Annotated in this window: 8 protein-coding genes; 3 read left to right on the top strand and 5 right to left on the bottom strand. The window is 73.0% G+C overall.

Going from position 1 to position 26,486, the window contains the following annotated elements; genetic code table 11:
- The first annotated feature begins 229 nt into the window (after positions 1-229).
- The gene (locus ACFYWM_RS37975; RefSeq protein WP_389924478.1) at positions 230-844 is read left to right on the top strand and encodes an MBL fold metallo-hydrolase; all 615 of its coding nucleotides are present in this window, start codon (positions 230-232) and stop codon (positions 842-844) included.
- Positions 845-1,044: 200 nt separating this feature from the next.
- On the opposite strand, the gene ACFYWM_RS37970 is transcribed toward ACFYWM_RS37975, so the two are convergent.
- Complete coding sequence (locus tag ACFYWM_RS37970; RefSeq protein WP_389924475.1) at positions 1,045-1,209, bottom strand: hypothetical protein; 165 nt, start codon at positions 1,207-1,209, stop codon at positions 1,045-1,047.
- Positions 1,210-1,534: 325 nt separating this feature from the next.
- On the opposite strand from ACFYWM_RS37970, the gene ACFYWM_RS37965 reads away from it, so the two are divergent.
- Positions 1,535-2,551: a LacI family DNA-binding transcriptional regulator gene (locus ACFYWM_RS37965; protein ID WP_389924472.1), complete on the top strand. Its 1,017-nt coding sequence runs from the start codon at positions 1,535-1,537 to the stop codon at positions 2,549-2,551.
- Positions 2,552-2,898: 347 nt separating this feature from the next.
- Positions 2,899-5,622: a lectin gene (locus ACFYWM_RS37960; RefSeq protein ID WP_389924469.1), complete on the top strand. Its 2,724-nt coding sequence runs from the start codon at positions 2,899-2,901 to the stop codon at positions 5,620-5,622.
- A gap of 158 nt (positions 5,623-5,780) precedes the next feature.
- Here the strand turns inward: ACFYWM_RS37960 and ACFYWM_RS37955 are convergent, their stop codons facing one another.
- From ACFYWM_RS37955 to ACFYWM_RS37940, 4 genes are read right to left on the bottom strand one after another with little or no spacing between them, the layout of a single operon-like run.
- Entirely contained in the window at positions 5,781-8,306 is a 2,526-nt protein-coding gene (locus ACFYWM_RS37955; protein WP_389924466.1) for a cytochrome P450, read from the bottom strand.
- A gap of 2 nt (positions 8,307-8,308) precedes the next feature.
- Positions 8,309-9,781: an FAD-dependent oxidoreductase gene (locus ACFYWM_RS37950; RefSeq protein ID WP_389924464.1), complete on the bottom strand. Its 1,473-nt coding sequence runs from the start codon at positions 9,779-9,781 to the stop codon at positions 8,309-8,311.
- Complete coding sequence (locus ACFYWM_RS37945) at positions 9,778-13,065, bottom strand: type I polyketide synthase (protein WP_389924461.1); 3,288 nt, start codon at positions 13,063-13,065, stop codon at positions 9,778-9,780. Before ACFYWM_RS37945 ends, ACFYWM_RS37950 begins: the two co-directional genes overlap by 4 nt.
- A complete protein-coding gene (locus ACFYWM_RS37940; RefSeq protein WP_389924458.1) occupies positions 13,062-26,417 on the bottom strand; it encodes an SDR family NAD(P)-dependent oxidoreductase in 13,356 nt (4,451 codons plus the stop codon). Before ACFYWM_RS37940 ends, ACFYWM_RS37945 begins: the two co-directional genes overlap by 4 nt.
- Positions 26,418-26,486: the final 69 nt, after the last annotated feature.

Genomic DNA, 26,486 nt, shown 5'->3' with positions numbered 1-26,486 from the left:
TGCGGGACTTCCTCGCCCGTCCCTGGAGCCGGTGACCGATGACCGAGCCGCACGCGGCCTCCGTGACGCCGCGGCGGAGGGAGGAGACGAGATCGGGATCCTCGCGGTGACCGGTGACCGGTGGCCGGTGGTCGGCGGTCGTGACCGGTTTCGGGATGGGGCCGCTTCCCCGGGCCTCGGATTTCCTTGGAAAAGCGGCCTTTCCGGGGGCGGTCGATAGGATGATCCAGTGATATTCACGAAATTCGGACACGCCTGTGTGCGCGTGCAGGACGGCGATCGGCGGCTGGTGATCGATCCGGGCACCTTCTCCGGGGCGGAGACCGCATTGTCCGGCGCCACGGCCGTGCTCGTCTCGCACGAACACGCCGACCACATCGACGTCAAGGCGCTCAAGGCGGCCCGGGCGGGCAACCCCGCGCTCACCGTCCACACCCATGCGGCGCTGGCCGCGGAGCTCGGCGACGGAGCGATCGCGGTCGCCGCGGGCGAGACCTTCACCGCCGCCGGCTTCACCGTGAAGGCCGTCGGCGGCGAACACGCCGAGGTCATCGACGGCCGGCCCGGCTGCCCGAACCTCGGCTTCATCGTGGACGGCCTCTACCACCCCGGAGACTCCTTCTTCGTGCCCTCCGAGGAGGTCGACACCCTGCTGGTCCCGGCGTCCGGGCCCTGGGTGAAGATCGGGGAGGCCATCACCTTCGTCCGGGGCGTCCGGCCCGCCCGGGCGTTCCCGATCCACGACATCCACCTCAGCGAGATCGGCCTGGAGTACTTCGACGCGTACCTGGAGGAGGAGACCGACTACGCCCGCCTCCAGGCGGGCGCGTCCGTCGATCTCTAGGCCGCCCGTTCCGGGTGGCCGGCCGGGGCGCGCGGGTCACGTGGCCGGGGCGTTCGACGGTGACATGAGAGGCGACGCCGGCGAGACGGGATCGGGGGATGCCGTCTCGCCGGGCTCGTGCGCGCGGCCGGGCGGGCCCGGCGATCACACGGTCGGCTCGTGCCTCTCACTCCTTGTGGGCGGCGCCTTCGTGGACGCCGTCAGGGGGCGGCGTTGAGCAGGTCGAGCGCGCTGTGCTGGCAGCTGTGGTTGGTGGGGACGAACGGGCCGGCCCAGTGGCTGCCGTAACTGTCGAGGCTGTCGCGGTTGTTGGCGTGGGCGGTGTCGGCGTTGCGTCGTAGGCGGCCACCCAGGCCAGGCCCCACCAGCCGGTGTCGTCGAGATACTCGTAAGAGGAGACGACCGGCGTCTGTCAACGTTGTCTTCGCGATTGCCAGAGACGGCTGTCACCGCCCTCGGCGGCGACGCCGGGGCCGGCGAGAGCTTCCCTCCCCGGCCGCCCCCGCTCCCCCGGCGGCTCGCGGGGGATCGCGGGGGATCGCGGGGGATCGCCGGGGGCACGGAGGGCGGGCGACCCCACGCTCTCCCGCGAAACAAAGAACTACATTTGACCAGGACATGGTCGTCACGCCCGCGGCGGTGGGCGGCGTGGATCGCGGACGGGCGCGCACCCCCGGCGGGAGGACTTCGGTGGGCAGACAGGACAGGCCGCGAAGGCCCACGGTCTCCGACGTGGCGGCCACGGCCGGGGTCAGCGTGAAAACGGTCTCCCGGGTCATCAACAACGTGCCGACGGTGCGGCCCGAGCTGGTCGAGCAGGTGCTCGCCGCGATCGGCGAGCTCGGGTTCCGGCGCAACGACATGGCCAGTTCGCTGCGCTCCGGCCGCCGGACCGCGACGATCGGGTTGATCATCGAGGATCTGGCCAACCCCTTCTACTCGGGGATCGCGGCGGCGGTGGCCAAGGTCGCGCGCTCCCACGACACCCACCTGATCACGGTCAGCTCGGAGGAGGATCCCCGGCTGGAGCAGCGGCAGTTCCTGGAGCTGTGCCAGCGCCGGGTGGACGGGCTGATCATCGTGCCCGCCGGATCGGACCACTCCTACACCCGGCCCGAGATGGAGATGGGCATGCAGGTGGTCTTCCTGGACCGGCCGCCGTCCGGCATCCTGGCCGACAGCGTGGTGATCGACAACGCGAGGGGGGCCCGGGCCGGCGTCGAGACGCTGCTGGCGGCCGGGCACAGCCGGATCGGCGTCATCACCGACTCCTCGGCCATCTACACCGCGCGCGAACGCCTGGCCGGGGTGCGGACGGCGCTCACCGGAGCGGGCATCCCCTACGACGACTCCCTGGTCCGGGTCGGGGTGACGCATCCCGGGGAGGCCGTCCGCGTGGTCGCGAACATGCTCGACGGCGCCGACCCGCCCACCGCGTTCTTCACCGGCAACAACCGGATCACGGTCGGCGCGATCCACGAGCTCTGCCGCCGCGGCCACGACGCCATGCTGGTGGGTTTCGACGACTTCGAGCTGTCGGCGCTCATGCCCCGCCCGCTGACCCTGATCGCCTACGACGTCCGGGAACTGGGCCGCACCGCCGCCGCCCGGCTCTTCGACCGGATAGGCGGGGACGACTCCTGGCCGTCGGAGACCGTGATCGGCACCAGGCTCGTCCGGCGCGGCGTGAAGCCGTCGAAGCCCTGAGAGGGGATCCGCGACGACGGCGGGGCGGCAGGCGGAATTCGTCGGCCGGACCGGCCACCGGGAGACGGACGCGGAGCGGCTCGCGCTTCTCGGTGCGCGGATTTCGTTGTCGCAACCTTTCGGCGATCGTGACACCTCCCGGCCTTCGTGGCACCGTTCCCGGACTTTGTGCACTGTCCGAAATAAGGCTGTGATCTGCGCAAAAGAAGGGAAATTGACACAATCTGTTGACAGTGATTGACCATCAGCTGATTATCCGGTCAACTCGCTATTCGAGACAACGATGTCCCCCCACGGCGAATGATCGATTCCCGTGCATCGTCGTCGCTCCCCGCAGGAGGCGCACAGTGCGTGCCCTACTCGTGCTCACCCTCATCCTGGCCTTCCTCGGCGTACCGGCCCCCGCCACCGCCGCACACGGCCCCGCGAGGCTCGCGATCAGCGACCCCGCCCAGTACGTCAACGCGTTCGTCGGCACCAGACCCGGCGGCCCGGACTTCGGGCACGGCGGCGGCGCCGGCAACACCTTCCCCGGCGCCGACGCCCCCTTCGGCATGCTGCAGTGGAGCCCGGACACGGTGACCTACCAGCACGGCGGATACCACTACGACGACAACCGGATCAGGGGCTTCAGCCTGACCCACCTGTCCGGCCCGGGGTGCGGGGACTTCGGCAACATCCCGTTCATGCCCGCGCTCGGCTCCTCCCCGGTGGCCAACTCGACCTTCAGCCACGCCAACGAGTCCGCGTCGCCCGGCTACTACTCGGTGACGTTCGACAACGGCCTGCGGACCGAGCTGACCACCACCCCCCGCTCCGGGGTGGGCAGGTTCACCTACCCGGCGGGGCAGCGGGCCTCGCTCTCGGTGGACGCCGCGAAGGCGTTCAACGCGGCCAGCGGGTCGCTCACCATCGGCACCGACACGATCTCCGGGTACACCGACGGCGGCGGTTTCTGCGGTACGGGAAACCGCTACCGGCTGTACTTCCACGCCGCGTTCGACCGCCCCTTCGCCACCGCGGGCGTGGCCGGGGCGGACGGCGAGGTCGACGAGAGCAGGCGCACGATCGAGGGCGAGAGCGCCGGCGTGACTCCCCCGGCGCCGAAGACCGCGAGGCAGCAGGGGAAGGCGCGCGCCGTCACCGCCGAGCGCGAGGACGTCCGGGCACTCGCCGCCTCGGCGTTCGTCTCCTTCGACACCGCCGCCCAGCGAACGGTCACGGTCCGGGTCGGCATCTCCTTCGTCAGCCTCGACGGCGCCAGGGCCAACCTCGCCGCCGAGCAGGGGTCGCGGGGATTCGACGAGATCAGGACCGGCACCAGGGCGGCGTGGAACGACCTGCTCGGCCGCGTCTCGGTGACCGGCGGGACCGACACCCAGCGGCGCACCCTGTACACCTCGCTCTACCACTCGCTGCTGCACCCCAACGTGTTCAGCGACGCCGACGGCCGCTACATCGGTTTCGACAAACAGATCCACACCGTGCCGGCGGGCCGCGCGCAGTACGCCAACTACTCCGGGTGGGACGTCTACCGCTCCCAGATCGCGCTGATCGCGCTGATCGCGCCGAAGGAGGCGGCCGACATCGCGCAGTCCGCGATCAACCAGGGAGCGCACGCCGGCTACTTCGACCGCTGGACCGTCGCCAACGGCGGCACCGGGGTGATGAACGGCGACCCGCTGGCGATCATCATCTCGACCGCGCACGCCTTCGGGGCGACCGGCTTCGACAGCGCCGACGGGCTGCGCCGGATCGTGGCCGGCACCAGGGACGTGCGCCAGCGGCCGGGCTGGCTGCAGTACGACACCTACGGCTACGTGCCGACCGGGCTCGGCGACGTGTGGGGCTCGGCGTCGACCACGCTGGAGTACACCAGCGCGGACTTCGCGATCTCCCAGCTCGCCAGGAGGATCGGTGACAACGCGACCGCCGAGACGTTCCTGCGGCGGGCACAGAACTGGCGCAGCCTCTTCAACTCCGGCAGCAGGTACATCCAGCCCCGCAACACCGACACCACCTTCCCCGCGTTCAACCCGGTCCAGCACAACGAGTACGTCGAGGGCAACGCCGCGCAGTACACCTGGATGGTGCCCTACAACCACCGCGGCCTGTTCGACGCGATGGGGGGCAACGCCGCCGTCCTGTCCAGGCTGGACACCTTCTTCACCGAGCTGAACGGCGGGCCGGACAAGCCGTACGCCTACCTGGGCAACGAGCCGACCCTGAACACCCCGTGGGCGTACGCCTACGCCGGCGCCCCGCACAAGACGCAGGACGTCGTGCGCCGCGCGCTGACGACGATCTTCAAGCCGACCCCGGACGGGCTGGTCGGCAACGACGACCTCGGCCAGATGTCGTCGTGGGCGGTCTGGGCCGCGCTGGGCATGTACCCGCAGGCACCCGGCAGGGCCGACCTGGTGCTCGCCAGCCCGCAGTTCCCCGAGACCGTCATCACCAGGGGCAACGGCAAGACCATCACCGTCACCGCGCCGAACGCCTCCGACAGCGCCAAGTACGTGCAGAGCCTGCGGGTCAACGGGCAGGCCTCGACCCGGGCGTGGCTGCCGGAGTCGTTCGTCGCCGCCGGCGGCACGCTCGACTTCACCCTGGGCACGGCGGCGAACACCGGCTGGGGCAACGCCGCGGGCGACGCGCCGCCGTCCTACGACGTCGGCCCGGTGCCGTCGCGGTCCGGGGCGGTCTCGGGGCTGTCGTCGAAGTGCCTAGACGCCGACCCGGCCACCGGGGCCAACGGCGCCCAGGTCCGGTTGTGGGACTGCAACGCATCGCCCGCGCAGCAGTGGACCCTCGCCTCCGACGGGACGGTCCGCGCGCTGGGCCGCTGCCTCGACGTCTCGCAGAGCGCCCGGGCGAACGGGTCGAAGGTCCAGCTGTGGGACTGCAACGGCACCGGCGCCCAGCAGTGGTGGCCGAAGCCCGGCGGGGCACTGGTGAACCCTCCGTCCGGACGCTGCCTCGACGTGCCGGGCTCCAACCCGGCCAACGGGATCCAGCTGCAGATCCACGACTGCAACGCCTCGGGTGCCCAGGTGTGGCGCCTGCCGTGACGTGACGGGCCGTCCGTGACGTCACGGACGGCCCGGCCCGGCCCGCCGTGCCGGTGGGCCGGGCCGTCCGGAACCCTTCGCGCCCCGTGGCCCCGCGGCCCCGTGGCCCCGGAGCCCGTAGCGGATCGCCTCATGGGCGCTTCACGTTCACCTCCGGATCACTTCAGGATGACGGGGAGCTCGGCGAGGCCGCGTACCACCATGCCCTCGTTGCGCGCCGGGTTCTCCTCGGCCAGCCGCATGTCGAGGCGCGCCAGCGCGCCCACCGCCACCTGGGCGGTCACCCTCGCCAGCGGGGCGCCGATGCAGTAGTGGATGCCGTGGCCGAAACCGAGGTTGCGCGCCCCGGAGCGCCGGGTCAGGTCCAGCTCGTCCGGGTTCTCGTACACCCTGGGGTCGCGGGAGGCGCCGCCGAGCACGAGCAGCAGGGTCTCCCCCGCCTTGACCCGGGTGTCGCCGACCTGAGTGTCCTCCAGCACCAGCCGGGAGATCATCTGGGTCGGCCCGTCGAAGCGGAGCAGCTCCTCCACCGCCCCGGCGACCTCCCCCGGGTTGGCGCGCAGCCAGGCGAGCTGGGCGGGGTTGCGCAGCAGCGCGAGCACGCCGTTGCCGATGAGGTGCACGGTGAGCGCGTACCCCGCGCTGATCAGCAGGGTGCAGGTGGTGACCAGCTCGCTCTCGGTGAGCTTGTCGCCCTCCTGCTCCGCGGCGACCAGCGCGCTGATGAGGTCGTCGGCGGGCTCGGCGCGCCGCTGGGCGGCCAGTCCCGCGAAGTAGCGGTTGAACCGCTCCCGGCCGCCCTGGCGCTGGCCCACCTGGTCGCGGGTGAGCACGAAGTCCGGGTCGAGGCCGCGCCCGATCGCGGTGGACCAGGCGCGGAACTCCTCCAGGTTGTCGGCCGGTACGCCCATCAGCTCGGCGAGCAGGATGCTGGGCAGCGGGTGGGCGACCGCCTTCATGAGGTCGACGGGGCCGGTCGTCCCGGCCTCGCGGGCCTCGGCGACCAGCTCGGCGACCAGTTGCTCGGCCCTGGGCCGCAGCCCCTCCACCACCTTGGCGGTGAACGCCTTGCTCACCAGGCCGCGCAGCCGGGTGTGGTCGGGCGGGTCCATGAAGGCGAACTGCCGTACCGGGTTGCCCTCGGCGTCCTTGGCGAAGTGGTCGGCCACGAGGTGGCCGTCGCCCCAGCCGTTGCGGGGGTCGGCGAGCGCCTCGGTGACCTCGGCGTGCCCGGTCACGACCACGGTTCCCGCGGGGGTGCGCACCACGGGCCCCTTCTCCGCGATCCGCCGGTAGATGGGGTACGGGTCGTCGCGGAAGGCCGGGTCGAACGGGTTGAAGGGCAGCATCTGCGAGATGATGTACTGCCCGGCCTGCTGCGGCAGGGACGAGGGCGGCAGCTCCGGCGCGGCGGGCGCGGGCACGTCCCTGACGCCGTCGTAGGCCACCGGCATCCGCAGGATCACGGTGTGCTTGTTGTCCTTGGCCCACTCCACGGGGCCGGTGAGCCGGATCCGCTCCACCCGGTCGAGCAGCGCCTCCAGGACGAGCCGGACGTCGAGCCGTCCCATCTGCTCGCCCATGCAGCTGTGCCCGCCGAAGCCGAAGGCCAGGTGCGGGTTGTGCGCGCGGCGGATGTCGAAGGTGAACGGGTCGTCGAACACGGTCTCGTCCCGGTTGGCCGACGCCCACCAGAAGGTCACCTTGTCCCCGGCCTTGATCTTCGCGCCGCGGAACTCCACGTCGCGGGTGGCCGTCCGCCGGTTGTACGGCGTGGGCGAGGCCCACCGCAGGATCTCCTCGATGGCCCCGGGCAGCAGGGAGCGGTCGGCGCGCAGCGCGTCCCACTGCTCGGGGTGCTCGGCGAGGGCGAGCAGGCCCAGCGCGATCGCGTTGCGGGGCGGCTCGGTTCCCGCGCCCAGCGTGAGGTTGAAGAACACCTCCCGCTCGTACGTGCCCAGCGGCGGCTGGCCCGAATCGGCCGGGATCTCCGCCCGGCCCACGGCCGACATCAGGTCGGCCTCCGGGGCCGCCTGCTTGCCCTTGAGCACGCCCGTGCCGTACTGGTAGAGCGCCAGCCTGGCCATCTGCGAGCGCTCGTTGTCCTCGCCCGCCTCGCGGTCGTCGAAGCCGGTGCTGACGTCCACCCAGCCCAGCAGCGCGTCCCAGTCCTGGCGGGGCGCGCCGAGCAGCCGCAGCGCCGACTTGATCGCGAACTGCCCGGCGATGTCGCCGATCAGCTCGCCCTCGCCCTTGGCCACCGCGTCGGCCACCACGGAGTCGGCCAGGGCGCGCAGGTCGGGTTCGACGGCCGCCAGCGTGTCGCCCGTCGCGCCCGGCTGGACCTGGTCCCTGATCAGCTGGTGGCGCGGGTCGTCCATCATGTTGAGCAGCGTCCCGGCGTGCACCCCGGGGGCGAGGTCGTCGATGTGCGTGCCGCCGCCGGTGCGGCCGCCGCCGCCCTGGGAGGAGAAGACCGGGTCGTGCGCGGCGGCGACCATGTCCTCGTAGCGGCTCAGCACCCAGAAACCATCGCCGTCGGCGGTCTTGCCGGGCGGGTGGAACAGGATGCCCTCCTCCTGGCGCAACCTCGTGAAGACGTCGTGCGGGAAGCCCTCGGCGTATCTGCTCCGGTCCGACAGGTCGAAGCCGCCGAGGACCGGGGGGAACTCTTCGGATGACATGACTAGCGCTCCAGGGTGGGGGTGGGGAGGATCTGCTTCAGTGCGCGGACGAGCGGGGGGAAGTCGGTCTCCCGTCCGGCCGCGGCGACGTAGCCGTCGGGCCGCAGCAGGACGAACCCGCTGCCCGCGGTGGTGCGGTGGCGGTGCGTGACCAGGGTGGGCTCCTCCTCGGCGAGCCCGCGCCCGCGGCGGCTCATCGTGCCGTCCGCCGGGCCCATGCTGACGAGCTGGAAGCGCCCGATCGGGTCGGGGTCGGGTTCGAGGGGCCAGGCGGGGCTGCGGGTGCCCGGTGCGGGCAGGCCCCTGGGCGTCCTCTGGCCCGCCAGGCCGAGGGCGTCGGGGTAGCGCACCTGCCACCCGGCGAGCATGGGGACCAGCTGCCTGGCCAGCACGCCGGTGCGGTGGGCCAGGCTCATGAGCGTGTTGCGCACCAGGAGGGCCACCGGCCCGAGCACCGCGTTGCGGGTCATCCTGCCGGTGGCCGCGACGGTCTGCTCGGCCGCCGCGTGCCGCTCGGCGTCGTAGCTGTCCAGGATGGCCGGGGCGTACCTGCCCTCGATCACGCCGGCCAGCTTCCAGGCCAGGTTGCGCACGTCGGCGAAACCGAGGTTGAGCCCCTGCCCGCCGGTCGGGGTGTGCACGTGCGCGGCGTCGCCCACCAGGAAGCAGCGTCCGGCGCGGAAGGTGTTGGCGACGCGCTCGCTGCTGGTGAAGACGGAGGCGAGCGTCACCTCCGTGAAGCGCAGCCCGCCGGGCCCGCGCTCGTCCAGCATGCGCCGCGCCGTCTCGGGCGTGGCTTCGGTGCCGCCGTCCAGGGTGCCGGAGATGCGGGCCTTGCCGCCGGGCAGCGGCGCGATGAGCATCACGCCCGTACGGCCCAGGTAGTAGTTGACCGAATCGGTGTCGAAGGCGCCCTCCAGCGGGCCCTCGGCGATCAGGAACGAGGTGGGGACCTGCTCCCCGGGGAAGACGATGCCGAGCTTCTCGCGGACCGTGCTGTGGTGGCCGTCGGCGCCGACGAGCCAGTCCGCCGTCAGGACGACCTCTGTGCCGTCGGCCCGGTGCGCGGTGACCGTGACGGAGTCGGGGCCGGTGACCAGGCCGGTCACCCGCAGGCCGCGTTCCACCGTGCCGCCGAGTCTGCGCAGCTCCTCCTCCAGCAGCTCGCCGGTGTCCTGCTGGGGCAGCACCAGCGGCGCGTGGTGCGAGTCCAGCGGCAGCCGCAGCACGGTGCCCGGCGCGGTGTGGTAGCTGAGCGCCTGGACGTTCAGCCCCCGCTTGTCCGCCTCGGCGCGCAGCCCAAGCCCGTCGAAGAGCTCCAGGGAGTACGGCCACAGCAGCACCGCCCGCGACCCCCTGGCGCCCTCCTCCTCGGCGTCCACCACCGTCACCGCGACGCCGCGGCGGGTCAGCTCGACCGCCGTCATGAGACCGCAGGGCCCGGCCCCGACGATCAGCACCTTGCTCGTGTTCATCTCTCTCGCACCTCTGGCACCGTGGGGAGGCCCGCCAGCAGATGCCGGGCGAGCGCTCTGGGGGTCGGATGTTCGAAAACCAGGGCCACCCGCAACGGCAGCCCGGTGGCCCGGCTCAGCCGGTTCCTGAGCTCCATCGCCGTCAGCGAGTCGAGCCCGAGGTCGGGAAGGGGATGGTCCGCGCCGATCGTGGCGGGGGCGTCCAGCCGGAACACGGCGGCGGCGTGGGCGCGTACCAGGTCCAGCAGGACCTCCTCGCGCCCGTCGCGGCCGAGCCCGGCGAGCCGCCCGGCCAGGGCGGCCTGCTCGGCGGCCTCGTCCGTGAGGTCCGCTCCGGGCGGGTCCGTCCCGAGCGCGCGGGCGGTGTACCCGGCCGACAACCAGTAGCGCCGCGACTCGAAGGGGTAGGTCGGCAGGCCCACCCGGCGGGCCGGGGCCAGCACCCGCGTCCAGTCGACCCGCGCGCCGTGGACGTGGGCCCGCGCGGCGGAACGCAGGAAGTCGTCGGCTCCCGCCTGGTCGCGCCGCAGGGTGGGCACCACCGCCACCTCGGCGCCCGCCGCCTCCGCGCTCTCCTGGACCCCGACCGACAGCACCGGGTGGGGGCCGCACTCCACGAACAGGGTGTGCCCGTCCCCGAGCAGCGCCCCGACCGCGTCGGCGAAGCGGACCTGTTCGCGCAGGTTGCGGTACCAGTACGCGGCGTCCAGGCCGGTGGTGTCGGCGGGCCGCCCGGTGACGGTCGAGTAGAAGGGCACCTCGGACGCCTTGGGCACGATCGGCGCCAGGTCGGCCAGCAACCGGGAGCGGACGGCCTCGACCTGCGGCGAGTGCGAGGCGTAGGCGACCCGGACCGTCCTGGCGCGCACCCCGTCGGCCTCGCAACCGGCCAGCAGCCCGGCCAGCGCGTCGGTGTCCCCGGCGACGACGACGGAGGCGGGGCCGTTCACCGCGGCGAGCGAGAGCCGGCCGTCCCAGGGGGCCAGCCGTCCGGCCGCCCGCTCGGCGGGGAGCGCGACGGACAGCATGCCGTACCCGCCGGTGAGCCCGGCCAGCGCCGCCGACCGCAGCGCGACGACCCTGGCCGCGTCGTCGAGGGACAGCGCGCCCGCGACGGTGGCGGCGGCGATCTCGCCCTGCGAGTGGCCGGTCACCGCGGCCGGGCGTACGCCCAGCGACCGCCACAGGCCCGCCAGCGAGACCATCACGGCCCACAGCGCGGGCTGGACGACGTCGTCCCGGTCCAGGCCGGGCGCGCCCTCCTCACCCCGGAGCACGCCGGTCAGGGACCAGTCCACGTACGGGGCGAGCGCCTCGGCGCAGCGGGCGATCTCCTCGGCGAACACCGGGGACGCGCGCAGCAGCTCGGCGCCCATGCCCGGCCACTGCGCGCCCTGCCCGGGGAAGACGAACGCCACCCGGGCGCCGTCCGGCGGCGCCACGCCCTCGATGACGTCGGCGGAGGGCCGCCGCCCGGCCAGCGCGTCCAGCGCGCGGCCGAACCGCTCCCGTCCCGTGGCGACGAGGACGGCCCGGTGCTCGAAGGAGGCGCGGGTGGTGGCCAGCGACCAGGCCACGTCCGCCACCGTCGCGTCCACCGGGTTCGTCGTATCCGCCGTGCCTGTTGGTTCCACCGTGTCCGGCTCGTCCGGCTCGTCCGGCTCGTCCGGCTCGCTGTGGTTGGGGAGATCCGTCAGGTGCGCGCGGAGGCGGGCGGCCTGGGCGCGCAGCGCGGTGGCGCTGCGCGCCGACAGCACCCAGGGCACCGGGCCGCCGTACGCCCGCTCGGTCCCGGGGGCGGCGCCGTCGGGGGACGCCGGGGTGACCGGGCGCGGAACGGTGGCGGGTGCGGATACAGGTGCGGGTGCGGGTGCGGTGAGCGGAGGGGCGGCGGGGGTGTCCGCGGGGGGTTCTTCGAGGATGGTGTGGGCGTTGGTGCCGCTCACGCCGAAGGAGGAGATCCCGGCGCGGCGCGGTTCGTCGCCCCGGGGCCAGGGGCGCGACCCGGTGAGCAGGGCGACGGCCCCGGAGGACCAGTCCGCCTGCGGCGTGGGCTCGTCGACGTGCAGCGTGCGCGGCAGGACGCCGTGCCGCATCGCCATCACCATCTTGATCACCCCCGCGACACCGGCCGCGCCCGCGCTGTGGCCGATGTTGGACTTGATCGAGCCGAGCCACAGGGGCCGGTCCGCGGGACGGTTCTCGCCGTAGACGCTCAGCAGCGCCTGGGCCTCGATCGGGTCCCCCAGCGGGGTCCCCGTGCCGTGCGCCTCCACGGCGTCCACCTGGCCCGCCGCGAGCCCCGCACCCGCCAGCGCGGCGCGGATCACCCGTTGCTGGGAGGGGCCGTTGGGCGCGGTCAGGCCGTTGGAGGCGCCGTCCTGGTTGACCGCGCTGCCCCTGATCACGGCCAGCACCTGGTGACCGTTGCGACGCGCGTCCGAGAGCCGTTCCAGCAGCAGGACACCCACCCCCTCGGCCCAGCCGGTACCGTCGGCGGCCGCGGCGAAGGACTTGCAACGCCCGTCCGGGGCCAGCCCGCGCTGACGGCTGAACTCCACGAACCCCGCGGGGATGGACATCACCGCCACGCCGCCCGCGACGGCGAGCGGGCACTCGCCCAGCCTCAGCGACTGGCAGGCGAGGTGCAGGGCCACCAGGGACGCCGAGCACGCGGTGTCCACGGTGACCGCGGGCCCCTCCCAGCCGAAGCTGTAGGACAGCCGGCCCGACAGCACGCTGGCCGCCACGCCGGTCATCTGGTAGCCCACGACGTCCTCGGCCGCCGACTGGAGCAACGCGCCGTAGTCCTGGCCGCTGGAGCCGATGAAGACGCCGGTGTGGCCGCCGCGCAGCGTGCCCGGGTCGATGCCGGCGCGTTCGAGCAGTTCCCAGGAGGTCTCCAGGAGCAGCCGCTGCTGGGGGTCCATGGCCAGCGCCTCGCGCGGGGAGATGCCGAAGAACGCGGCGTCGAAGTCTCCCGCCGTGTCCAGGAACCCGCCCTCGCGGACGTACGACGTGCCCGGGTGGTCGGGATCGGGGTGGTAGAGCGCCTCCATGTCCCAGCCCCGGTCGGCGGGGAAGGGCCCCACGGCGTCCACCTCGCCCGCGACGAGCTCCCACAGGTCCTCCGGGGAGCGTACGCCGCCGGGATAGCGGCAGCTCGCCGCGACGATCGCGATGGGCTCGTGCCGCCGCTGTTCCAGCTCGTGCAGCCGCCGGCGGGTCTCGTGCAGCTCGACCGTGGCGCGCTTGAGGTATTCGCGCAGCTTGTCCTCGTTCACAGCCCGGGTCCTCCCTCGCCGAATTCCGCGTCCAGCAGCCCGAAGAGCTCGTCGTCCGAAGCCTCCTCGACCAGCTCGGCCATGCTCCGCGGCCCGGTGTCGGCCGGTTCGCGGGTCAGTTCCGCGACCAGCGTCCGAAGCCGTGCCGTGATGCGCAGCCGCTCCGGGTCGGCCGTGTCGAGCGCGCCGAGCGTGGCGGCCAGGGAGTCGAGCCCGGCGTCGATCGACGGCCCGGCCTCGGGGTCCAGCCTGCTGTCGAGATAGGCGGCCAGCGCCTCCGCGTTCGGATGGTCGAAGGCCACGGTCGCGGGCAGTCTCAGGCCGGTGGCCGCGGCCAGCCGGTTGCGCAGGCCGACGGCCGCCAGCGAGTCGAAGCCGAGGTCGAGGAAGGGCCTCGCCGGAGGGACCGCGTCAGGGGAGTCGTGGCCGAGCGCCGTCGCCGCCTCGGCCCGGACGACGCGCAGCAGCCGCTGCCGCCGCTCCCCCTCGGACAGGCCCGCGAGCCGTGTCACCAGCTCGGGAACCCGCCCGTCGCCGGGCTCTCCCGCGGTCTCGCCCAGCGCCAGCCGTACCTCGGGGAGGTCGGAGATCAGCGGGCGGGCCCGCAGTGCGGTGAACACCGGGGCGAAACGCGCCCAGTCGACGTCGGCGACCGTGACGGTGGCCCGGTCCTCCCCGACGGCCTGCCACAGCGCGGCCAGGGCGGCCTCGGTCGCCATGGCGGACACCCCCCGGCGGCGGAGCTGGTCACGCCGCTCGGCGTCCGCCTGCCCCGGCTCCTCCCAGAGCCCCCAGGCGACCGAGGTGGCGGTCAGGCCGAGCGCCCTCCGGCGCGCGGCGAGCGCGTCCAGGGAGGCGTCGGCCGCGGCGTAGGCGCCCTGGCCCGCGCCTCCCCACACGCCCGCGACGGAGGAGAACAGCACGAAGGCGTCGAGGTCCCGGCCGCGGAGCGCGTCGTGCAGGTTCACGGCGCCCGCCGCCTTCTCCCCGAGCGCTCCGGCGAGAGCCGGTACGTCGAGGTCGGCGAGCGCGGCAACGCCCGGCACGCCCGCGGCGTGGAACACGGCGGTGAGGCCGGGCACCGTGCCGAGCAGTTCCTCCACCGCGCGCCGGTCGGCCAGATCGCACCCGACGACCGAGACCCGCCCCGCGCCCAGCTCTTCCAGCTCGGCCACCAGCCGGTCCACGGTCCCGCCCTCGGGGGCATCGGCGAGATGTGTCAGCAGCAGGTGTTCGGCGCCCTCGGACGCCAGGCGGCGGGCGACGGCCGCGCCGAGACCGTCGGTGCCGCCGGTGACGAGGACGGTCCCCGCAGGACGGAAGTCCCTCCGCCGCACCGGCGCGCCCGCGCGGACGAGGCGGCGGACCAGCGGGCCCGCCGGGCGGATGGCGACCTGGTCCTCAGTGCCGCCGTCGGCGCTCCCTGACGGGTTCTCCCTCGCGCCCTCTCCCAGTGAGCCCGCCAGCGCGTGGATCAGGTGGCCGGCCTCCCGGTGGCCGAGCGACTCGGGAAGGTCGACCAGGCCGCCCCAGAGCCGCGGGTACTCCAGCGCGACCGCGAGGCCGAGTCCCCATGTCTGCGACTGGGCGAGGGATCCCGTTCCGCTGGACACCCCGGCGTTGGAGTCAGCGCCGGTCCCGCCCACGTCGATGGCGCCGCGGGTGGCGAGCCACAGGGGGGCCGTCACCCCGGCCGCGTCGAGCGCCTTGACCAGGTCGAGCGTGCGGACCAGCCCGCGGGGGACGACCGGGTGGGACGGATGCGGCTCCTCGTCGAGCGCGAGCAGGGACAACACCCCGCTGATCGTCCCGGTGTCCGCGGGCAGGCGGGGGGCGTCCGCGGAGATCCGCACCACCTCGGCCCCATGCCGTCGTACGGCGGCCTCGCAGGCGTCGGCCAGCGGCTCGTCCTCGGGGGCGGCGAGCAGCCAGGTGCCGCTCAGCACCGGTGTGCCGGTCCCGCTCACCGGCCGCCACTCGACCCGGTACCGCCACGCCCCGGCCCGCTCGGCGGGAGGCGTCCGGGGTGGTTCGAGCCAGTAGCGCTGCCGCTGGAAGGCGTAGGTCGGCAGATCCACCCGCCTGCCGCGCCCGCCGAGCACGGCCGCCCAGTCCGGCAGGGCGCCCCGCGTGTAGGCCGTCGCGACGGCGGTGTACAGGGCCGTCACCTCGGGCCGTTCTCCGCGCAGCGCCGGGACGAACAGGCTGTCGTCCACGGAGTCCTGGCCCATCGCCGACAGCACACCGTCAGGGCCCAGCTCGACGAACGTCCGCACCCCGTGGGAGTGCAGATAGGCCAGGCCGTCGGCGAAGCGCACCGCCTCACGCACGTGCCGCACCCAGTACTCGGCGGAGAAGTCCGTGACGGGTTCACCGGTCAGGTTGGAGATGACCGGGATCGAGGGGGGACGGTAGGTCACGGCCTCGGCGATTCGGCGGAAGTCCTCCAGCATCGGCTCCATCAAGGGGGAATGGAAGGCATGACTGACCCGCAGGCGACGGGTCTTACGGCCCTGCGCGGTGAAATAAGCGGATATTTCCGCCACTGCGGCCTCGTCGCCGGAGACGACGACGGCCTGCGGGCCGTTGACCGCTGCTATTGAGACGCTGCCGTGCAGAAGGGGTAGTACTTCTGCTTCGGTGGCCTGCAACGCGACCATGGCTCCGCCCGCGGGAAGGGCCTGCATCAACCGGCCCCGCGCCACCACCAAACGGGCCGCGTCCCGCAACGACATCACCCCGGCCACATGAGCCGCCGCCAGCTCCCCCACCGAGTGCCCCAGCAGGAGGTCCGGCCGCACCCCCCACGACTCCAGCAACCGGAACAACGCCACCTCAAGGGCGAACAACGCGATCTGAGCGTTCTGCGTCTGATCCAGTAGGCCGTCTTGCGAGGAGAACACCGTCTCCTTCAACGAACCCTCGACGTGACCGTCGATCTCGTCGAAAGCGGCCGCGAAGACGGGGAAGGTTTCATACAGCTCCCGGCCCATCCCTGCCCGCTGAGCACCCTGACCGGTGAACAAGAATCCCAGCCCACCCGGACCGGTCGTCCCGGAGACCACCTGAGCCGAAACATCCCCCGCAGCCAGCTGCGCCAGCCGACCCACCAGCTCGTCCCGATCCCGGCCGACCACCACGGCCCGGTGCTCCAACACCGCACGGCCTGCAGTCAGCGAATGCGCCACATCCACGGCCGACACCGCCGAAGCCTTCATATGAGCGCCCAGCCGCTCGGCCTGCGCACGCAACGCCGATTCACTTCTGGCCGACAACGGCCACACCACCACCCCATCCTCCTGAACAGGGGTGATCTCTTCCGCGACGGCAGGTGCCTCCTCCACGATCACGTGCGCGTTCGTGCCGCTGATCCCGAACGAGGACACCCCCGCCCGCCTCGGACGCCCCGCCCCCGGCCACGGCACAGGTGAGGTCAGCAGCGACACCGCGCCCGAGGACCAGTCCACATGCGGCGAGGGCTCATCCACGTGCAACGTCGAGGGCAGCACCTCGTGCCGCATCGCCATCACCGACTTGATCACGCCCGCGACCCCGGAGGCGGCCTGGGTGTGCCCGATGTTCGACTTCACCGATCCGAGCCAGAGCGGCCGGTCGCGGTCCCGGCCGTAGGTGGCGAGCAGCGATTGGGCCTCGATCGGGTCTCCCAGCGGCGTGCCGGTCCCGTGCGCCTCGACCATGTCGATGTCACCGGGCGTGAGGCCCGCGTCGGCCAGCGCGCGGTGGATCACCCGTTGCTGGGAGGGGCCGTTGGGCGCGGTCAGGCCGTTGGAGGCGCCGTCCTGGTTGACCGCGCTGCCCCTGATCACGGCCAGCACCTGGTGACCGTTGCGACGCGCGTCCGAGAGCCGTTCCAGCAGCAGGACCCCCACCCCCTCGGCCCAGCCGGTACCGTCGGCGGCCGCGGCGAAGGACTTGCAACGCCCGTCGGGAGCCAGCCCGCGCTGACGGCTGAACTCCACGAACGTGCCCGGCGTGGCGAGGACGGTCACACCACCCGCCACCGCGAGCGAGCACTCGCCGTGCCGCAGCGCGCGGCTGGCCAGGTGCAACGCCACCAGCGAGGAGGAGCACGCCGTGTCGATGGTGACCGCGGGCCCCTCCAGGCCGAAGGTGTAGGCGAGCCGCCCGGAGGCGACGCTGCCCGCGGTGCCGGTCCCGAGATAACCCTCCAGCTCACCGGGGACGGCGGGCAGCAGGGTCCCGTAGTCGTGGTACATCATCCCGGCGAAGACGCCCGTGTCGCTGCCGCGCAACGACAGCGGGTCGATGCCCGCCCGTTCGAAGAGCTCCCACGTGGTCTCCAGCAGCAACCGCTGCTGCGGATCCATCGCCAGCGCCTCGCGCGGGCCGATCCCGAACAGTTCGGCGTCGAACCGGTCGGCGTCGTAGAGGAACCCGCCCTCTCGCGTGTAGCTGGTCCCCGGCGTGTCCGGGTCGGGGTCGTACAGCGCGTCGAGGTCCCAGCCCCGGTCGGCGGGGAACAGCGAGATCGCGTCGCCACCGGAGGCCAGCAGCTCCCAGAGATCCTCGGGGGACCGTACGCCGCCGGGATAGCGGCAGCTCATGGCGACGATCGCGATCGGCTCGTCCACGGCGGACGCCCGTACGGCGGGAACGGAGGCGGCGGGCGTACCGGCCAGTTCGGCCGTCACGAAGGCGGCCAGCGCGGCGGGGGTGGGATGGTCGAAGACCAGCGTGGCGGGCAGCCGCATGCCGGTGGCGGTGTTCAGCCGGTTGCGCAGCTCGACGGCGGTGAGCGAGTCGAGGCCCAGCTCGGAGAACTTGCTCCCCGGAGGTACGGCGTCCGGCGTGGGGTGGCCGAGCACGGCGGCCACCAGGGAACGAACGGCTTCGAGGGCGATCCTCGCGCGCTCCCCCTCCTCCGCCGCCTCCAGCCGCCGGGCCAGCGTGGTCTCGCCCGTCGTACGCCGGGGACGGGCCCGGACCAGGCCGCTCAGCAGGGCGGGGACGTCACCGTCGCGGAGCGCGGCGGTGTCCAGCCGTACGGGTGCCAGGAGGGCCTCGTCTGTTGTGAGAGCGGCGTCGAACAGCGCCAGCCCCTCGTCGGCGCTCAGCGTCGCCCGTCCGGCCGCGGCGGGCCCGGCGCCCATGCCGTGTTCCCACAGTCCCCAGGCCAGGGAGGTCGCGGGCAGCCCCTCGGCCCTGCGACGCGCGGCGAGACCGTCGAGGAAGGCGTTCGCCGCCGCGTAGTTGCCCTGCCCCGCGGTACCGAAGGTCGCCGAGGCCGAGGAGAACAGCACGAACGCCGCCAGCGGCATCTGCCGGGTCAGCTCGTGCAGATGCCAGGCCGCGTCCGCCTTCGGCCCGAGCACCCGGTCGAAACGCTCGGGGGTGAGCGAGGTGACGACCCCGTCGTCGAGAACGCCCGCCGCGTGCACCACACCGGTCAGCGGCCGGTCCAAACCCTCCAGCAGCCCACGTAACGCCTCCCGATCACCCACATCGCAGGCCGCGACGGTGACCCGGGCCCCCAGCGCCACCAGCTCACCCTCCAGCTCGGCGGCTCCATCGGCGTCGCGGCCACTCCTGCTCACCAGCAGCAGGTCCTGCGCGCCGTGCTCGGTGACCAGGTGACGGGCCACCAGACCACCCAACGCCCCCGTACCACCGGTGACCAGTACCGTGCCGTCGAGCTTCCAAGGGGACGGGAGCACGCGTGCCCGGACCAGCCTCGGCGCGTACAGGACGCCTCCGCGCACCGCCACCCCCGGCTCCCCCACCGGCAGCTCATCCGGGACCTCACCCTCCTGCGTCACGTCCACCACCGCGAACAACCCCGGGAACTCCGCCTGCACCGACCGCATCAGCCCCCACACCGCCGACGCCACCGGATCCACCCCCTCACCCGGACCCACCGCCACCCCGCCACACGTCACCACCACCAACCGCGACGAGCCCGAACGCACGTCCTCGACCCACCCCCGCACCACCCCCAGCACCTCGTCCAGCACACCCCGCACCGCCGACGGCACGTCCCCCTCACCGCCCGCACCGACCCGCACCACCACCCCCGGCGACGCCACCTCACCGCCCACCACCGGCACCCACTCCACCCGGAACAACGAGTCGGGGGTCTCGCGCAGCCGTTCGGGCGCGAACGGGCGCAGGGCGAGCCTGCCGATCGTGGCCACCGGCTCGCCCGTGTCACCGGCCAGGACGAGGGACACGGCGTCCGCGCCGTCCGGGGTCATCAGCACGCGCAACGACCGCGCTCCCGTACGGTGCAGCCGTACCCCGTCGAAGGCGAACGGCAGCCTGCCCTGTTCGGTGCCCGGCAGCAGGCCCAGCCCGGCCGCGTGCAGGGCGGCGTCGAGGAGCGCCGGGTGGATGCCGAAGCCCGCCACGTCCAGTTCCTCGGGCAGTGCCACCTCGGCGTAGAGCCGGTCGCCGTCCCTCCAGGCGGCCCTCAGCCCCCGGAAAGCGGGACCGTAGTCGAGCCCGGCGGCGGCCATGTCGTCGTACAGCCCGTCCACCTCGACCTCGGCGGCTCCCGGCGGGGGCCATGCCGTCAACTCGGCGGGTTCCACCGGGATGGCCGGGGCCAGCGTACCGGTCGCGTGCCGGGTCCACGGGAGGTCCTCCGGCGCGCCCTCCTCACGGGAGAACACGCCCAGGGGTCGCCGTCCCGTCCCGTCCGGCGCGCCCACCGACACCTGCAACAGCCGCGTCCGCGCCTCCGGCAGGAGCAACGGCACCTCCACGACCAGCTCGTCGAGCGTGTCGCAGCCGACCTGGTCCCCCGCGTGCAGGGAGAGTTCCGCCAGGGCGGTGGCGGGGACCACGGTGAGACCGGCCACGAGGTGATCGGCGAACCAGGGCTGTGCCTGGGTGGAGAGCCGTCCGGTCATCACCACGCCGTCGCCCTCGGCCAGCGGCGTCGTCACGTCCAGCAGCGGATGCCCGGCCGACGGCGCCGACCTCGACGACAGCCAGTAGTGCCGGTGCTCGAAGGGGTAGGTCGGCAGGTCGACCAGCTTCCCGCCGCTGCCCGCCTGGTACGCCTTCCAGTCGACCTTCGCACCGGCCACGAACGCCCTCGCCAGCGCCGTCACCAGGGTTTCGGCCTCCGGCCTGTCCTTGCGCAACACCGGAAGGAACACCCCCTCCTCACCAAGCGCCGACAACACACCATCGGGGCCCAGCTCGACGAACGTCCGCACCCCGTGGGAGTGCAGGTAGGCCAGGCCGTCGGCGAACCGCACCGCTTCACGGACGTGTCGCACCCAGTAGTCGGCGGAGAAGTCCGTGACGGGTTCGCCGGTCAGGTTGGAGATGACCGGGATCGAGGGGGGACGGTAGGTCACGGCCTCGGCGACCCGGTGGAAGTCCTCCAGCATCGGCTCCATCAAGGGGGAATGGAAGGCATGACTGACCCTCAGGCGACGGGTCTTACGACCCTGAGCGGTGAAATAAGCGGATATTTCCGTCACCGCGGCCTCGTCGCCGGAGACGACGACGGCCTGCGGGCCGTTGACCGCCGCCACCGAGACCATGCCGGAAAGGAGAGGCAGCACTTCTGCCTCGGTGGCCTGCAACGCCACCATCGCCCCACCCGCAGGGAGCGCCTGCATCAACCGGCCCCGCGCCACCACCAGACCGGCCGCATCCCGCAACGACATCACCCCGGCCACATGAGCCGCCGCCAACTCCCCCACCGAATGCCCCAACAGGAGATCCGGCCGCACCCCCCACGACTCCAGCAACCGGAACAACGCCACCTCAATCGCGAACAACGCGATCTGAGCGTTCTGCGTCCAATCCAGTAGGCCGTCTTGCGAGGAGAACACCATCTCCTTCAACGACCCCTCGACGTAACCGTCGATCTCGTCGAAAGCCGCCGCGAACACCGGGAACGCCTCATACAGCTCCCGGCCCATCCCTGCCCGCTGAGCACCCTGACCCGTGAACAAGAACCCCAACCCACCCGGACCTGCCACCCCGGTCAACACATCCCCCGCGGCCAGCCGACCCACCAGCTCGTCCCGATCCCGGCCCACCACCACCGCCCGGTGCTCCAACACCGCACGACCCGCAGCCAACGAATGCGCCACATCCACAGCCGACACCGCCGAAGCCCTCACATGAGCACCCAACCGCTCGGCCTGCACCCGCAACGCCGACCCACTCCTGGCCGACAACGGCCACACCACCACCCCACCCTCCTGAACAAGGGTGATCTCCTCCGCGACGGTGGGCGCCTCCTCCACGATCACGTGCGCGTTCGTGCCGCTGATCCCGAACGAGGACACCCCCGCCCGCCTTGGACGGTCTATCTCCGGCCACGACACGGGTGAGGTCAGCAGCGACACCGATCCGGAGGACCAGTCCACGTGCGGCGACGGCTCATCCACATGCAACGTGGGCGGCAACACCCCATGCCGCATCGCCATCACCATCTTGATCACACCGGCCACCCCAGCGGCCGCCTGCGTATGACCGATGTTCGACTTCACCGACCCCAGCCACAGCGGCCGATCCCGACCCCGGCCATAGGTGGCCAGCAACGCCTGCGCCTCGATCGGATCACCCAACCGCGTCCCCGTCCCATGCCCCTCCACCACATCCACACCCGAGGCCGCCACCCCCGCATCCGCCAACGCCTGACCGATCACCCGCTGCTGAGAAGGACCATTCGGCGCCGTCAACCCGTTCGACGCCCCGTCCTGATTCACCGCCGAACCCCGCACCACCGCCAACACCCGACGACCGTTCGCCCGAGCATCCGACAGCCGCTCCACGACCAGCACCCCCACACCCTCACCCCACCCCGTACCATCCGCAGCACCCGCGAACGACTTACACCGCCCATCGGCCGCCAACCCCCGCTGACGGCTGAACTCCACGAACATGCCGGGAGAGGCCATCACCGTCACGCCGCCGACGAGTGCCATCGAGCACTCTCCCTGCCGCAGCGCCCGCATCGCCCAGTGCAACGCCACCAGCGACGACGAACACGCCGTGTCCACCGTCACCGCCGCCCCCTCCAGGCCGAACGTGTAGGCGAGACGTCCAGACATCACGCTCGTCGCGCCGCCGGTCAGCAGGTAGCCGTCCGATCCCTTTTCCGCCTGGTCGTAGCGGGGGCCGTACTCCTGGTACATGCCGCCGACGAAGACCCCGGTGTCGGTGCCACGCAGGGACGAGGGGTCGATCCCGGCTCGCTCGAACGCCTCCCAAGAGGTCTCCAGCAACAACCGCTGCTGCGGATCCATCGCCAGCGCCTCACGCGGAGAGATCCCGAAGAACCCCGCGTCGAACTCCCCCGCCTCATGCAAAAAGGCCCCCGACCGCGCGTACGACGTACCCGCACGGTCGGGGTCGTCGTCGAAGAGGGAGTCCAGGCTCCAGCCCCGGCCGGTGGGGAACTCCGACACCGCGTCCCGGCCCGAGGACACCAGCTCCCACAGTTCCTCCGGAGAGGTGACCCCGCCGGGGAGGCGGCAGGCCATGCCGACGATGACGATCGGGTCGTCGTCCACCGGACCGGCCGGGGCCGCAGCCGCGGCCGGGGCCGCAGCCGCGGTCGGGGCCGAGGTCGTGCCCAGCAGTTCCTGGCGGAGGAAGGCGGCCAGGCCGGCCGGGGTCGGGTAGTCGAAGACCAGCGTGGCGGGCAGCCTCGTACCGACGGCGGCGCCCAGCCGGTTGCGGAACTCCACCGCCGTCAGGGAGTCGAACCCGAGGTCCTTGAACCCGCTGTCGACGCCGACCGCCTCCGGGGAGGAATGGCCGAGCACCGCCGCGACGTGTTTGCGTACCACGTCGAGGAGGGCACGCCCGCGCTCCGGTTCGGCCATGGCGGCCAGGGTCGCGGCGAACGTGGTGCCCGGGTCCGCCCGCCTCGCCACCCTGCGCGCGGGAGCCCTCACCAGGCCGCGCAGCATCGCGGGGACGTCGTCGGCGCGGTTCCGCAGGGCGTTCAGGTTCAGCTTCGTCGGTACCAGGACCGGCTCGTCCACGGTCAGGGCGACATCGAGGAGTCTCAGCGCCTCCGCCGAGGACAGCGCGCCGAACCCCGCCCGGCCCATCCGCGCCAGATCACCCTCACCCAGCCCACCCGTGATCCCGCTGCGCTCCTCCCACAACCCCCACCCCAGCGAAACCCCCGCCAGCCCCTCGGCCCTGCGAAGCGCGGCGAGACCGTCCAGGAACGCGTTCGCCGCCGCGTAGTTGCCCTGACCCGCGCTCCCCAGCGTCCCCGACGCCGAGGAGAACAGCACGAAGAACGACAGGTCCAGATCCCGCGTCAGCTCGTGCATGTACCACGCGGAATCGGCCTTCGCCCGCAGCACCCCGTCCAATCGCTCCGGCGACAGGGAGCCCACGACGCCGTCGTCGACGACGCCCGCGGCGTGCACCACTCCCACCAGGTCGGCGCCGATCCCTTCCACAACCGCCCGCAGTTGTTCCCTGTCGCCCACGTCGCAGGCGGCCACTCCGACCTCGGCCCCCAGTCCCCGCAACTCCGCCACCAGCTCCGGCACGCCCGCCGCCCGCTCACCGCTCCGGCTCGCCAGCACCAGGCGGCGCATCCCGTACGCCTCCACCAGATGACGCGCCACCACGGCGCCGAGCGCCCCCGTCCCGCCGGTGACCAGCACGGTGCCGTCGGGGTCGACCGGCCTGGGCAGGGTGAGGACGACCTTGCCGACATGCCGTGCCCGGCTGACGAGGCGGAAGGCGTCGGGTGCCCGCCGCACGTCCCAGGTGTCGATCGGGGGGAGCCTCAGCGCGCCGTCCGCGAAGAGGGCGAGCACGGCGGTGAACATGCGCCGGACCAGTTCAGGCTCCGCGCGCATGAGGTCGAACGGCAGGTAGCCGGCCGCGATGTCACCGGGGTCGCGGAGGTCGGTCTTGCCCATCTCCAGGAACCGGCCGCCGCGCGGGAGCAGCCGCGCCGAGGCGTCCACGAAGTCTCCGGCGAGGGAGTTCAGCACGACGTCGACGCCTCTGCCGCCGGTCGCCTCCAGGAACCGCGGTTCGAAGTCGAGGGTGCGCGAGGAGGCGATGTGCGCGTCGTCGAAGCCCAGCCCGCGCAGGACGTCGTGCTTGGCGGGGCTCGCCGTGGCGAACACCTCCGCGCCGAGGTGCCGGGCGAGCTGGACGGCGGCCGTGCCCACCCCGCCCGTGGCGGCGTGCACGAGCACGGCCTCGCCGCGCCGCAGACCGGCGAGTTCGACCAGGCCGTAGTACGCGGTCAGGTAGGCGATCGGCACCGAGGCCGCCTGCTCGAACGACCAGCCGTCCGGGATGCGCGCGACGACCCGGTGGTCGGCGACCGCACTCGGGCCGAACGCCCCGCCGAACAGGCCGAACACCCGGTCACCCGGTGCCGTACCGGTGACTCCGGGGCCGATCTCAGTGACGACGCCCGCGCCTTCGCCGCCGAGCGGCACGTCGTCCGGGTACATGCCGAGCGCGAGGAGCACGTCGCGGAAGTTGAGCCCGGCGGCCCGCACCTGGACGCGCACCTGCCCGTGTGCGAGCGGTTCGCTGTCGTGGGCGGCGAGCACCAGGTTGTCGATGCTGCCGCGGGGCGAGACGTCCAGCCGCCAGTTCCCCTCCCCGGCGGGCGGCAGCAGCCCGTCGTACGAGGCCAGGGTGGCCAGGCGGGGCATGTATACCTCGCCGTCCCGGATAGCGAGCTGCGGCTCGCCGGTCGCCACGGCCCGCGCCAGCGCGCCGGGGTCGTCGGTGTCCGTGTCGACCAGGACGATCCGGCCGGGATGCTCCGCCTGAGCGCTGCGGATCAGCCCCCACACCGCGGCGCCCACCGGCCCGCCGGGCATGACGGCCCCCCGGGTGACGACAACGAGCGGCTCCGGGTCGTCGTGCCCCAGCCATTCCTGTACGGCGGCGAGGGCCTGACCGGTGGCGGCGCGGGTCGCCGCGAGGAGGTCGACCCCGGAGCCGCCGTCGACCGTCACGGCCCATTCGGTGTCGACCGTCACGCCGCCGACCGTCACGGTCCCGCTGTCGTCGATCGTCGCGGCCCAATCGGTGTCGATCGCCACGATCCGGCCGGCCGGGCCGGTCCGCGTGCCGTCACCCGTCGCCGGAACCGCCTGCCAGTCGAGCCGGTACAGGGAGTCGTGGCCGGTGGAGGACAGGCCGGACGCCGTCGCGCCGACGGGCCGCATGACCAGCGTCCTGACCGAGGCCACCGGCGCTCCGGTGCCGTCGGCCATCTCCATCGACAGCGCGCCGTCTCCGGTGGGCGTCAGGCGTACGCGCAGGGCCGAGGCACCGGAGGCATGCAGGCGCACCCCCTCCCAGGAGAACGGCAGCCGGGTCTCGACGGTGTCGTCGTGCACCGCCGCGAGGGCGTGCAGGGCGGCGTCGAGCAACGCGGGGTGCAGACCGTAACGGCCGGCCTCCGCGTCCTCCGCCAGGTCCACTTCCGCGTAGACGGTCTCCCCGGCCTGCCAGGCGGCCCGCAGCCTCCGGAAGGCGGCGCCGTAGACCAGCCCCCTGTCCGCGAGCGACTCGTAGCAGCCGTCCAGGTTCACCGGCCGCGCCCCCGGTGGCGGCCACACACCGAGATCGGCGACCGGACCGGAGTCGCTGGAGTCGCTGGAGTCGCTGGAGTCGCTGGAGTCGCTGGAGTCGCTGGAGTCGCTGGAGGAGAGTACGCCGCCAGCATGGTGCGTCCAGTGGTCCTCGCCCGCGGGTGATCCATACACGCCGACCGTGCGACGTCCCTCCTCGTCCGAGGCACCGACGAGGATCTGCACCTGCACACCGGTGGAGGCGGCGAGGGTGAGCGGGGCGTGCAGGGTCAGCTCGTCGAGCCGGTCGCATCCGACGTGATCGCCCGCCCGGATGGCGAGCTCGACGAACGCGGCACCGGGAAGGATCGCCGTACCGGCCACGGCATGGTCGGCGAGCCAGGGCTGCGCCTGGGTGGAGAGCCGTCCGGTCAGCAGGAAACCGTCCCCGTCGGCCAGCGACACCGCCGCCCCCAGCAACGGATGATCCGCCGACCCCAGACCCGCCCCCGCCAGATCGGCCGACCCCGACGGCAGCAACCAGAAACGCTCACGCTCGAAGGGGTAGGTCGGCAGGTCGACCAGCTTCCCGCCGCTGCCCGCCTGGTACGCCTTCCAGTCGACCTTCGCACCGGCCACGAACGCCCTCGCCAGCGCCGTCACCAGGGTTTCGGCCTCCGGTCTGTCCTTGCGCAACACCGGGAGGAACACCCCCTCCTCACCCAGCGCCGACAACACACCATCGGGGCCCAGCTCGACGAACGTCTCCACCCCTTCAGCCCGCAGATAGGCCAGGCCGTCGGCGAACCGCACCGCCTCACGCACGTGCCGCACCCAGTAATCGGCGGAGAAGTCCGTGACGGGTTCACCGGTCAGGTTGGAGACCACCGGGAT

The sequence above is a fragment of the Streptosporangium sp. NPDC002721 genome (genome assembly GCF_042888905.1).
Lineage (GTDB): Bacteria > Actinomycetota > Actinomycetes > Streptosporangiales > Streptosporangiaceae > Streptosporangium.
Note: the sequence above shows the minus strand (reverse complement) of the source record. Positions and strands in the feature narration are given on the sequence as shown.

Bases quoted from the DNA above. Each gene is read 5' to 3' on its own strand.
- ACFYWM_RS37955 (WP_389924466.1), bottom strand. From the start codon at position 8,306: ATGTCATCCGAAGAGTTCCCCCCGGTCCTCGGCGGCTTCGACCTGTCG.
- ACFYWM_RS37950 (WP_389924464.1), bottom strand. From the start codon at position 9,781: ATGAACACGAGCAAGGTGCTGATCGTCGGGGCCGGGCCCTGCGGTCTC.